Origin of the sequence: Hyphomonas sp. (assembly GCF_016125515.1) — a bacterium.
Lineage (GTDB): Bacteria > Pseudomonadota > Alphaproteobacteria > Caulobacterales > Hyphomonadaceae > Hyphomonas.
The window spans coordinates 95,886-107,737 of sequence record NZ_WGLO01000009.1; the positions used below are offsets into that span (position 1 = coordinate 95,886).

General features: G+C 65.2%; 11 protein-coding genes. 7 read left to right on the forward strand and 4 right to left on the reverse strand.

Going from position 1 to position 11,852, the window contains the following annotated elements; all coding sequences use genetic code 11:
* Positions 1-6 precede the first annotated feature (6 nt).
* The 3 genes from GC148_RS08570 to GC148_RS08580 all read left to right on the forward strand — a co-directional run bounded on the left by GC148_RS08570 (position 7) and on the right by GC148_RS08580 (position 3,795).
* On the forward strand, positions 7-1,761 hold the full coding sequence (locus tag GC148_RS08570) for a hypothetical protein (protein WP_291070258.1): 1,755 nt from the start codon (positions 7-9) through the stop codon (positions 1,759-1,761).
* 90 nt (positions 1,762-1,851) lie between these two features.
* Entirely contained in the window at positions 1,852-2,673 is an 822-nt protein-coding gene (locus GC148_RS08575; RefSeq protein WP_291070259.1) for a TIGR00282 family metallophosphoesterase, read from the forward strand.
* Positions 2,674-2,709: 36 nt separating this feature from the next.
* Positions 2,710-3,795, forward strand: a complete 1,086-nt coding sequence (locus GC148_RS08580) for a serine hydrolase domain-containing protein (RefSeq protein WP_291070260.1) — start codon at positions 2,710-2,712, stop codon at positions 3,793-3,795.
* Here GC148_RS08580 and GC148_RS08585 read toward each other — a convergent pair.
* Together GC148_RS08585 and GC148_RS08590 are read right to left on the reverse strand one after the other, a co-directional pair.
* Positions 3,792-5,045, reverse strand: coding sequence for an acetyl-CoA hydrolase/transferase C-terminal domain-containing protein (locus GC148_RS08585; protein ID WP_291070261.1), 1,254 nt, complete (start codon positions 5,043-5,045; stop codon positions 3,792-3,794). The two genes, GC148_RS08580 and GC148_RS08585, sit on opposite strands and share 4 nt — an antisense overlap.
* Positions 5,042-5,824 carry an enoyl-CoA hydratase-related protein gene (locus GC148_RS08590; RefSeq protein WP_291070262.1) on the reverse strand — a complete coding sequence of 261 codons (783 nt, stop codon included), beginning with the start codon at positions 5,822-5,824 and terminating at the stop codon, positions 5,042-5,044. Before GC148_RS08590 ends, GC148_RS08585 begins: the two co-directional genes overlap by 4 nt.
* Before the next feature lie 139 nt (positions 5,825-5,963).
* Between GC148_RS08590 and GC148_RS08595 the strand changes: the two genes are divergently transcribed.
* Genes GC148_RS08595 through GC148_RS08610 form a run of 4 tightly spaced genes read left to right on the forward strand, consistent with a single transcriptional unit; the run spans position 5,964 to position 10,672 of the window.
* Entirely contained in the window at positions 5,964-8,276 is a 2,313-nt protein-coding gene (locus GC148_RS08595) for a S8 family peptidase (RefSeq protein ID WP_291070263.1), read from the forward strand.
* 1 nt (position 8,277) lies between these two features.
* Complete coding sequence (locus GC148_RS08600) at positions 8,278-8,916, forward strand: hypothetical protein (RefSeq protein ID WP_291070264.1); 639 nt, start codon at positions 8,278-8,280, stop codon at positions 8,914-8,916.
* Positions 8,913-9,554: a hypothetical protein gene (locus GC148_RS08605; RefSeq protein ID WP_291070265.1), complete on the forward strand. Its 642-nt coding sequence runs from the start codon at positions 8,913-8,915 to the stop codon at positions 9,552-9,554. Before GC148_RS08600 ends, GC148_RS08605 begins: the two co-directional genes overlap by 4 nt.
* Positions 9,554-10,672 (forward strand): M23 family metallopeptidase, encoded by a 1,119-nt coding sequence (locus GC148_RS08610; RefSeq protein ID WP_291070266.1) that lies wholly within the window; start codon positions 9,554-9,556, stop codon positions 10,670-10,672. The genes GC148_RS08605 and GC148_RS08610 overlap by 1 nt, the downstream gene beginning before the upstream one ends.
* A 28-nt stretch (positions 10,673-10,700) precedes the next feature.
* Here the strand turns inward: GC148_RS08610 and GC148_RS08615 are convergent, their stop codons facing one another.
* Together GC148_RS08615 and GC148_RS08620 are read right to left on the reverse strand one after the other, a co-directional pair.
* Entirely contained in the window at positions 10,701-11,045 is a 345-nt protein-coding gene (locus tag GC148_RS08615; protein WP_291070267.1) for a P-II family nitrogen regulator, read from the reverse strand.
* Positions 11,046-11,106: 61 nt separating this feature from the next.
* Positions 11,107-11,850, reverse strand: a complete 744-nt coding sequence (locus GC148_RS08620) for a methyltransferase domain-containing protein (RefSeq protein WP_291070268.1) — start codon at positions 11,848-11,850, stop codon at positions 11,107-11,109.
* Positions 11,851-11,852: the final 2 nt, after the last annotated feature.

The following is an 11,852-nucleotide window of genomic DNA, read 5'->3' on the forward strand; positions in this document are numbered from 1 at the left end:
CCAAATATGAAATATCTGCTCACGGGCGTTGTCGCGCTCACTTTGCTTACGGGATGTGGGCAGAAAGACAAGGCGGCTGGCGGGGCGACTCCCGCGTCGGTTGTATTCAGCGCCAGCGACCTTCCGGAGGTCTCACTCCATAAAGGGGACCCAGCGACGGCGGGCGCCGCCCTCGCCTCTCTCTCCCTGGCTGAGTCCGGCGCCGGGCGCCTGACCTTTGCGGGCAGCAAGGTCGATGGCGACAAGGCCGTCTTCAACGACGTGGTCCTCAGCCTTCCGGCCGACACATCGGGCCCCACCATTTCCGGTCCGTCGGATGAAGAGATCGCCGACATGTGGGCCTATATGGACATGGACGGCGACGGCGTGGCCGATGACGGCACGGGCGACACGATCGAGACCCTCAAATCCCAGATGCAGACTGTCGAGGAGCCGGCGATCCCGCCCGTCATCAAGGCGGCGAAGCTCGAATTCGACGGCCTTGGCGTCTTCGACGGCCAGACCAATTTCGCGCTGATGAAACTGTCGGACATCACGATCACCCCGGCCGAAGGCTCCGAAGAGCAGAGCACCGGCAAGATCGCGTCGATCGAGCTTGTGAACCCGTCGCCGGAAACGGCCGCCTGGGTTGCCAGCCTGCTCGGCAAGGGCGAGCCCGCCCCCTTCCCGGAAGGCTCGGCCCTGTCGTTTGACCGCTGGATGGTCAGCGGCGTGAATTTCGACGTCTCCGATGCCAGCGGCACCGGTACCTTCACCGTCGACTCGATGCACATCTCGGATCTCAAGATCGAGAAGGCCGGCCTGATCGGCCTGTCGAACCTCAAGTTCGATTTCACGGAAGCCACCGGCGAAGACGTGAAAGTTTCGCTCGAAGGTTTCGGCGTAAAGGGCATCAATTATGGCCTGTTCAGCAAGGCGCTCGAAGACAGCACGGGTCCGGACGCTGATCCGGGCGCGCTGGCCTCGGCCATCCAGGCTGACCCTGCCAACCCCGGCTATGATGCGATGAGCCTCAAGGCGTTCAAGGCCGACATCGTCGGCGCCAGCGTCGACATGCCGTCGCTGACTTCGTCCGTCAGCCGAGACAAGCTCGGCCGGGCCACGAAGGTCGTCACCGATCCGTTCTCGCTGACCATCGCCGCGCGCGACAACCCGGATGGCGAACAGTTCGCCAGCGCCCTGTCGACCCTCGGCTACGAAACGCTGACCTTCTCGGGCCAGGGCGAGTCGCTCTATGATCCGGAGGCTGACGTTGTGACCCTCGTGAAGGGCAAGAACTTCTGGAAACTGAACGACGGCTTCAAGTTTGACCTGTCGGCCAAATATGCCGGCACCAAAGCCATCGCCGCCGCCCAGGTCCAGTCGCTCGACGAGAATGCCGATCCGGAAGCCATGCTGAACGCCGTGATGGACAGCCTGGTCATCCACCAGCTGGAAATCGGCCTGGACGATGACGGCATGGTCGACCGTGCCCTGAACGCCTACGCCGCCCAGTCGGGTGAAGACCCGGCCGCTGTGCGCTCGCAACTCTCCGGCATGTTCGCCATGGCCCCGATGTTCGCCGCCGGTACCGGCATCGACACGGTCGTCATCACCGAACTTGCCACCGCGCTTTCCAGCTTCGTGACCGAGCCGAAGACGCTGACCATCACACTGTCGCCGAAGGAGCCGATCAAGGCCCAGACCTTCGTCGATGCCGTCGAGGATCCGTCGAAGAAGCTGACCAAGGAGACGCTCGGCTTCTCGGCTGGCAACAAGTAAGGCCTAGCGCCTGTTGATCCTGAAGGGCGCGGCGGCTTCGGCTTCCGCGCCCTTTTCTTTGGATGAATGTGCAGGCATAGGCTTTCCGTCATGAAACTCGCCTTTTTCGGAGATGTCGTTGGCAAGCCCGGCCGCAGCGCGGTGCAGTCGCACCTGCCCGGCCTGAAGGCGCGCCTGCGGCTGGATTTCGTCGTGGTCAACGGCGAGAACGCGGCGGGCGGATTCGGCCTCACAAGTCAGATTGCGGAGGAGTTTTTCGCCGCCGGTGCCGATTGCCTGACGCTGGGCGACCATGCCTGGGACCAGCGCGAGGCGCTGACCTATATCGAGCGCGAGCCGCGCCTGCTGCGCCCGTTGAACTATCCCGCCCATGCCCGCGCGCCGGGGAAGGGGGCCCAGCTTTTCACACTGGCCGATGGCCGCCGAATCGGCGTCGTCCAGCTGCAGGGCAATGTGTTCATGCGCCAGTCGCTGACCTGCCCCTTCGCAGCGGCGGATCAGGCGCTCGACCAGATGCCGCTTGGCGCAGTGGCCGATGCAATCATTGTGGACATGCATTGCGAGGCGACGTCCGAGAAGATGGCCATGGGACATCATTGCGATGGCCGCGCAAGCCTTGTGGTCGGCAGCCACACGCATGTGCCGACGGCGGATACGATGATCCTGACAGGCGGCACTGCCTACCAGACCGATGCCGGCATGTGCGGGGACTATGACTCGGTTATCGGCATGCAGAAGGAAGGCTCACTCTACCGCTTCCAGTCGCAGCTGCCCGGTGAGCGCTACCAGCCCGCACTTGGCGAAGGCACGCTTTGCGGCACCTATGTCGAGACCGACGACCGCACCGGCCTTGCAACCCGCATCGAGCCGATCCGTATGGGCGGGCGTCTGAGCACGCAGGTGCCTGCCTGATACGAGGATGATGGAGGTGACGGCGTTGGAGGAACCATGTTGAAGCCACTCGTTCTCGCAATCTGTGGCGTTGTGCTGGGGGCTTGCGCGCATGTTTCCCAGCCTGGGGCGCTGGACGCAGCCGATCTCCTGATCACCTCGCAGATGGCAGAGCGCCACATTCCGGGCTTGTCGTTTGCGGTGTTGAAGAACGGCGTGATCGTCGACCAGCGATCTTACGGTATGGCGAACCTTGAGACAGGTACACCCGCGACCAACGATACGGTTTATGCGATTGGTTCAATCACGAAGTCGATGACCGCCATCACGGTGCTGCGCCTACAGGAAAAGGGCCTAGTCGCGTTGGATGAGCCAGTATCGACCTATGTCGCGGACTTGCCGGACGCCTGGCGCGGCATCTCACTTCGCCAGCTTTTGTCGAACGTCTCCGGTATTCCGGACTTCATCGACAATCCTTGTGCCCATGAACAGACGGCAGCATACAAGTCCAGCGACGCACTAAAAGAGGCTGCCTGTCTTCCGCTGAATTTCGAGCCGGGCGAGCGATTCGAATATACGAACACAAACTTCGTGCTTCTCAGCGTCGTTATCGAACAGGTCACTGAACGGCGCCTGGGCGAGGTGCTTTCCTCCGAGATTTTCGAGCCGCTGGGCATGTCGCATACCGGCATGCTCGACTACGTTTCTATCATTCCTCAGCGGGCGGATGGATACTTTTGGACCGAAAATGGTCTTCTCAATTCTGAGCCGATGGAACTCGAAGTCGAGGCTGGTGCGGGCGCCGTTCTGTCGACCACCGGCGATCTGATCAAATACATCTCCGCCATCGAGCGGCGCGATCTTCTTTCGGCGGAAAGTTGGGACAGTGCTTTCATCACCTATCCTGTGCGCGAAGGTGTCACGCCATATGCGCTTGGCTTTGGTGTAACACCCTATAACAAACACCGGCGCGTCGGTCATAGCGGCTCGGCTGTCGGGTTCGCTACCGCCTTCAGCTATTTTCCGGACGACCGCCTCGGCATCGTTGTTCTGTCCAATGGGTATGAGGAACCTCACGGCCGATCCGTGTCTGGGCTGGCGAACGAAATTGCCGCATTCTACTTTTCTTTGCCCGAAAACTAGAGGGTTTGGCGCATGTCTTCCCATGCTTGCTTCAGTGCGGGGCGATGGACCGGATCGGCAATCGAGATCAGGGCGGCGGCGCGGGCGTCGACGTCCAGGCCGCGCAGGCGAGCGGCGCCGTGTTCGGTGATGACGATGTCCATGTCGGCGCGGGTGACCGTGACGGCACCTTCGGACAAGCGCGGCACGATACGGCTGACCGTTCCACCCGCAGCTGTGGACACCAGCGCGGTGATGCCGAGGCCGCCTTCGGAGGCGCGCGCACCGCGCAGGAAGTCGGTGAGACCGCCGGTGCCGGAGACCTGCCGTCCCCGGATGAATTCGGCATTCGCCTGACCGAGGAGGTCCACTTCAAGAACGGAGTTGATGGCCGCAAAGCGGGGCAGGGCCGCAAGGCGGGCGAGCGCGTGGGTTTCGTTGACCGGCCGGAAACGGACGCGCGGTTCCCGTGCGAGACGGTCATAGAGGGCTGCCGTGCCCACCGCGACGCCCGTCGTCACCTGAAGATCCGGATCGGCATCGAGCAGGCCGATCACCGGATCGGAAACGATGCCGGAATAGATCGACAGGCCCTTGCGTCCGGCAAGCTCGGTGAGGATGGCCTGCTGCACATTGCCGATGCCGAATTGCAAAGCCGCGCCGTCCGGCAGGAGCGCCGCAATGTGGCGCGCGATGTCGGCGAAGGCCGGAGCAAGCGGCGCGGGCGGCACGCTGACGAGCGCGCGGGCCTCTTCGGCCACAAGGGCGAAGCGCGAGAGCGGCGCTTTCGGGCTGTGCGGCGGCGCGGGCATCATCGGATTGATCAGCGCAAGGACAGGCACGTCCCGCCGCGACAGGATCAGCGGCCCGAAATCCGGGCTGACGCCTAGGCTGACCTGGCCGTCCTCGTCCGGCGGCGAGACCAGCATCAGCGCGCCGTCGAGCGGCGTGCGGGCGAGCCAGTCCCAGGACTGCGAATAGCTGAGCGGCAGGATGCGCGTGCGGCCGGCTTCGAAGCTGGCGCGCCAGGCCGGTGGCAGGAAGGTCGTCTCGGCTCCCGCTTCGGGATGCAGGCCCGCCCAGTCGGTCTGGTTGAGGCCGGGCACCCATTGGCCGACAAAGGTGAGGCCGGCGGCGAGTTCGGGCTCTGCGCGGAAGGCTTCGACGAAGCCGAGCGGCTCGCCGCTGCAGCCACCGGCATAGAGGCGCGCGCGTGCGGGCAGGCGGCTGCGGAAGGCGCGCAGCGCTTCGGCCGGGGAGAGGAGCGTCATTTCACCTTCCAGTCCGGCCGGCGTTTCGACAGGAAGGCATCGACGCCCTCGGCAAAGTCCGGATTGGCGAAGCCTTCCAGGAACAGTTCCGCGGCGGCGTTGGATCCTGCACCGGCACCATTGCGGAAACCGCGCAGCATTTTTTTGGTGGCGCGCACCGACCATTGCGAGACCGAACAGATCTCCCGAGCGAGTTCCCGGGCCGCCGTCAGGATGGACGGCGCGTCGACCACTTCGTCGATGAGGCGCATGTTGAGGGCGTCGGCGGCGGAGAAGATGCGCCCGGTATAGAGCAGGCGCTTGGCTGTGGCGGCGCCGACCAGGTCGGCGAGGCGCTGCATGTCTTCGGGTGGATAAACGAGGCCGAGCTTGGCGGGCGTGATTCCGAACGAGGCGGCCGCATTGGCCATACGCAGGTCACAGGCGACCGCAAGGCTGACTCCGCCGCCGACGCAGGCGCCCTCGATGGCCGCGATAACGGGCTTGGGGCTGTCTTCGAGCGCAGACAGCGCGCGGGCGATGGTGGCGCCCGAATGGCGGGCGGCGACTTCGGTGCCGTAGATGACCGGGAACTCGGAAATATCGGCGCCGGCCGCAAAAACCCCGCCGCCTCCGCCATGCAGAATGATGACTTTCACGTCCGGATGGGCATTCGCCTCGGCGATCAGGCCCGGCAGCATGGCCCACATGTCGAGGGACAGGGCATTGCGCCGCTGGGGTTGGTCCAGGATCAATTCGGCCAGCGGCGGCGTGATTTCGAGGCGGATGGTCTGGCTCAATCGGTGCTCCTGAGGGTAATCGCCTTTACGGACAGGCGTATCAGAGGGTTGGACATGGGCGCCGCCTCGTCATAATCTGATCACAGCGTTAACCTATGGGGCTGGGGCGTTCATTGGCAATCGCATGGGGATATCCAACATGTTGAAACGACTGACAGACCGGCCGGCTCGCCGGATTATCCTGTCTGCCCTGGCTGGGACAGTCCTGCTTGCGGGATGTGACCAGATCGGCGAGCGGATCGACCGCGCGAAGGAGATTGCTGAGACTTCGGCGGGCCAGATCAGCGGCGAGACCGTGGTGGACGAGAGCCAGCACAATCTGGAAGTCGCCTCGGTCGAAGACCGCGCGCTGGCGGGCACGGTCATGGTGGAATTCGCCATCGACGACGAGGAACGGCCCCTGTTTGCGATCGGCTCGATCATCGCCAAGCCGAAGGACATTCCCGAGATGGAGTCGCTCGCGGTTTCCGACACCGAGCTGACACCCGAGGAACTCGAATACTTCGAGGAAGAATATTATTACGAGGAAACCCCGGAGTCCGGCGCCACAGACGGGCTGGAATCTGTGCCGGCGCCCGCGCCGGAGGAGGCCCAATCGCGCGCGCCTGCGGGCGGCGTCGTAACCGCCGAACAGGTACTGCCGAAAATCACCATCGATCCGCGCGCCGTGTCGAAGACCGAGCGTGACGTCGCGCAGGCGACGCAGGACGTTGACAAGATGGTGACCGAGGAGCCGGTTCTGTCGCGGCGCCTCAAACGGATGACGTCTGAAGAGTTCAAGGCGCTGCCGGTCGAGGAGAAGGCGGAGATCCGCAAGCTCGCGCGCCGGGCGCCCGTGGACCGCGTGGCGGTGAAAAAGCAGCTCGATGCCAACGGTGTCATGCTGGAGACGATGTCGAAGTACAAGATAGGCGGCGAAGTGGCGCTCTCGCGTGAGGGCCAGATGGTGATCCAGATTGGCGCTGATGGCGCGAGCCCGACCCAGTACCGGGGCGCCGGCACGGCGGCAGGGGATTTCCTCGTGCGCGCCGATCAGGCGGAGTGCCCGGAGAGCATGCAGCCCGAACAGGTCGGCGACGACCTGGCGCTGGCGACCGCCTGTGTGGTGCGTGACCTGCGCGCCTCCGGACAGTTCGAATATGTCGAGCCGGACTATATCTTCCAGAACCAGTTCGTGCGCCGCCCGAAGACGACTCCGCCAAAAACCGAAACGGGCACAGCAACGACCGGTTCAGGCAGCGGAACGTCTACGCCGACGCCAACGACCGCCAGCTTCGATCCCAACGATCCGCTCTGGTCCCTGCAATGGGACCTGCGTGACCGCGGCACTTCCGACGGTCGCTCGGCCGGCGGGGCTGGGTTCGAGACGTTCTGGAAGCGCCAGGGCACGGCCGGCTCGCGCAGCGTGGTCGTGGCCGTGGTCGATACCGGGCTGCAGATGAGCCATCCCGACATCGCCGGTTCGCCGAACATCATGCCCGGCTGGGACATGGTCTCCGATCCGCGGATGGGCAATGACGGCGATGGCCGCGACAGCGACGCCAACGATCCCGGCGACATGTGCGACCCGACCAAACCGAACGCCGCCGACAGCTTCCATGGCACTCACGTTGCCGGCACGGTCGGAGCGGCGGGCACGAACAATGGGGCCGGCGTGGCGGGCGGTGCCTGGAATGTGCGCATCGTCCCGGTTCGCGCGCTCGGCAAATGCGGCGGGCGCTTGTCGGACATCAACGATGCGATCCGCTGGGCCGCCGGCATCATTCCGGCTGAAGGCCCGGACAATTCGGAAGTCTGGAACGAGAACCCGGCCGACGTCATCAACCTGTCGATCGGCCTTCTGGGGTCTTGCCCAGCCTCGCTGCAGGACGCCATCGATTCCGCCACGGAACATGGCGCGATTGTCGTGTCGGCGGCAGGCAATGCACGGATGTCGACCAGTCTCTACGCGCCGGCCGGATGCCGGGGGGTCGTGACCGTGGCGGCGAGTGATGCGCGCGGACAGCTGACACCGTATTCGAATTACGGACCGGAGGTGAGCTTGCTGGCCCCCGGCGGTGACTTGACCCGGGATGACAATGGCGACGGCAAGCCGGACGGCGTGCTGTCCACCAAAGCCGCGACCAATTGCTACGATCCGGTCACCGGAGAAAGCGTGGAGAACTGCTACTATGCCTTCGAACAGGGCACCAGCATGGCCGCCCCGCACGTCTCGGCTGCGCTCGCCTTGCTCAAGGCACGCTCGCCCACAGCCAACAGGGACGAGCTGGTCGCCACGCTGCAATCCGCGCTCGATCCGAGGCAGGCCTTGCAATGTTCGGGGCTCTGCAGCCAGTATCCTGGAACAACGCCGTTGCCTGACAATCCCGACATGTGCGCCCGCCCGTGCGGGGCCGGTCTCTTGAACCTTTCCAACATACCTGCCCTTCAGACGGGCGGCGGAGGACGCTGACATGAGTCAAAGCCGCGCGCCCTTGCATCTGGGAGGCCCCCTCGGCGCATTGGGGCTGGGATGCGTGGGTGGCGCGGTGGCGCTGGCCGTCGCGGCGATCAATTCCGATCCCGCGCGGCCTGCGGCGAAGGCCAGCAGCGAACAGGGCCCGGTACTGACAGTCGACATCCAGTCACCGCCCGCTTCGCCGGACCGGCCGGTCCTTCAGGATCCGGAACTGGGTGGCGGAATGTCCGGCATGGAGGCGGTGATTCCGGTGGTCGAGATCGCGCAGGCGGGTGGCGATCCGCCTGCCGCGTCGGAGCGTCCCGCCCGCGCCGAAGGCACCGAGGTGCAGTTCATTGTGCGCCTGAAGGGCGCGCCCGAGATCGATACGATCACGCGCAATTTCAAACGCGACCCCGCCGCCGCGCAAACAGCCTGGCAGGACCTGACCGCGCGCGTGCCGGCCCTGGCCGACTTCACGCTCGTCGGTGCCAGTTATTCCGGCGAGATCAAGCTCGCCTACATGATGCCGCCAGGCGCGCCGGCCGCCCCGGAAGACATCCGCGCGGTTCAGGACCGCCTCCTGAAGATCGAAGGCGTTGCTTACGCCGATCCAGATTACGTAGCCCATCCCGGAAAGGACCCGGTTCAATGATCCGTTCCCTGATTATATCAGGCGCTCTTGCGGGCGCCCTCAGCCTGACGGCCTGCGAGCGCCTGTTCGAGAAGACCGGCGACCCGGTCGAGACTGCAGCCGTGGACGAGGTGTCAGGCGAAGATACCGTATCGCCCGCCAGCGCCGATCTGCCGGTGCGCCCGGAAGCGGCCGCAGCCGGGGCAACCATCGACTGGGAGGCCGCGCGACGAGATCTTGCCGCGCGCACATCGGACGATCTTGAGGGCAGCTTCCAGGTCCAGTCCGGCGAAGTGGCACCGCCCGTGCCGGTCTTCCTGCCTTCGGGACCGGTCGCGGTCCAGTCCGGCGAAGTTGCGATCCGTTTCCAGCCGACCGATGATGGCTATTACGCCTGGTTCCCGGGCGATGCCTACGACATCATCGTCAACGGCACGAACGTGGTGATCACCGAGCCGGGCCAGACGGTTGCGCCGCGCACGGAGAATTTCATCTTCGCGCCGACGACGACCGGCGCACAGGTTTCGTTCTCGCGCTACGGGGCGGACTATCTCGTCGAGTTCGAGTGCAAGGAACTGGTGAACGGCATGCCTGAATGCATCACCGAGGATGAAGCGGTCGCCTTCGCACGCGACCTGGCGATCTCAGGAACACGCTGATGCGACACGTACTGACCGCAGCGGCGGCCGCGCTTTTCCTGACCACCCTTGCGGCCTGCGACTTCGTACGCTTCCCCGGCGATGGTGGGCCGCCGCCCGAGACACCGGATGCCGGCCCGGCGATCCCGCCCGGCGCGCCAGGTCCGCCGCCGCCGGATGTCGATGATTCCGAACTGGATACGCCCGTCGAAACTCCGGAAGACGACACGCCGGCCGATACCGGAACGGATCCGTCTACGGATGGAACGACCACCGATCCGGTCGACGCAACGACCGATCCGGACACGCCGCCCGCCGAAGTACCTGTCGATACGACGCCGCCGGTGGACACGACACCCGACACGACCGAGCCGGACACGCCTGCGACCGATCCGGTCCCGGTTGAGCCGGTATTCAGCTATTACGCGCCGGGTGTGCTGCTGGCCGGATCCGGCGGCGGGTTCAGCGACCAGGTCGTGCATGCGCCGGATATGGTCTTCCCGATCAAATCCGCCCCCACCGTCCTTCAGTCCCAGGTGTTCAGCTTCGGCGGCGGTGTTGCCGGCGGTGACCAATGTGACGCGCGCAACTTCGCCGCCGCCTGGCGGGACAATTTCTGCGAAACGCGCACGGCCAACCGTACGACGCCCTTCTGCCCGGTGGCCAAGATTCACCAGGGCCAGGACATCCGCGTCGGCACCGCTGACGATTGCAAGGAGCTGCGCCGACAGTCGCCAGCCGAACGCGGCCTGCATGAAGTGGTTGCGGTCGAGGACGGGGTGATCTCGTCAATCGGTACGTACACGGTCAAACTGCGCGGCGATGGTCGGATCTACAATTACATGCACATGAACATGAACCGGCTGGCCGTCACGGCGGGGCAGCAGGTGAAGGCGGGCGACCTGCTCGGCTATGTGTCGAACGATTTCGGCGGAACGGCGACGACCATCCACCTGCACTTCGAGATCCTGCAGAACACGGCCGAACATGGCTGGGTGCATGTGCCGCCCTACCTCTCGCTGGTCGCGGCCTATGAGCGACGCGAGAACGGACCCGGCGAATTGCTGGAGTCGCAGGTCGGCGTCGCCTCGGTCGAGGAAGCGTTCGTCATCCCCGAGGGGATGGAAATCATCGAGTAGGATGGGGCCGGGCAGCTGCCCGGCCGGCTCAGCCGGAGATCGCCTGCTCGTCGCGTTCGCCGGTGCGGATGCGGATGATGCTTTCTAGGTCGTGGACGAAGATCTTTCCGTCGCCGATCGTGCCGGTATTGGCGGCCTGCGTGATCGCTTCGATCATGCGCTCGGCATCATCATCCGCGCAGGCGAGTTCGACCTTCACTTTCGGAAGGAGGCGGACCTCGTATTCCGCCCCGCGATAGACTTCCGTCTTGCCCTGCTGGCGGCCATAGCCGCGCACTTCGGTGACCGTCAGACCGGTGGCGCCCGCTTCGGAAATCGCTTCGATTACGGCATCGAGGCGGCTCGGCTTGAATACGGCGGTGATGATTTTCATGGCGCGGTCCTCGGGTTGGGCGTGTGCTGCAGGTGCGAAGGTAATGTTACAATCGGGCGCGTCAATGCTCTTCGCGCCGGGTGGCGCGTGCCGGACGGGCCAGTCGGATACGTTCGGTCACGGGGGCGGCGGCTCCGCCATTCGGCGGCGCGTACAATCTTTTCACGGCTTCGATCAGCACCACACCGCCGAGTCCGGGCGTGAATGTACGTCCGATCGCCTCCCAGCCTTCGGCGGCGGAGGTCACCAGCCCGTGCGCCACGGGGGGCATGTAGAGCGCGCTGGACGAGGCGGTGACTTGGAACAGGCCGCCCGACAGGAGGTTCGACAACTGGCTGCGGGTCCAGGGCCGGCCCTGTCCGAACGGCGTCTGGGTCGCGCGCGACCAGAGGCCCGCGCGGTTCGCCGCCGCCAGCACAATCCGGCCTTCGGGCGCCGTCACGCGCCAGATCTCGCGCAGGTAGGCGCGCGGGTCGCCGGTCTCCTCGAGGCCATGTAACACGATGACGCGGTCGAACAGGCCGTCCGGGAAGGGCAGGCGCGGATCGCCGACCGCAACCGCCGCATTCCCGCGCTCCGAAGCAGACCAGCTGACGGGTCCATGCTCATACGGCACGGCGGCAATGATGCGGCTCGGCGCATTGCCGAAGGCTTCCAGCGCCGGCAGGGCATAGCCAAGGCCCAGCAGGCTGAGACCGGCTGCGTCGCCCCACAGGTCAGTCATCTTGCCGGCCAGCACACGGCTTGCCGCGCGCCCGAGCGCCGAGGCGTAGAAACGTTCGAGGGTGACGGCGTCCTGACGCATGG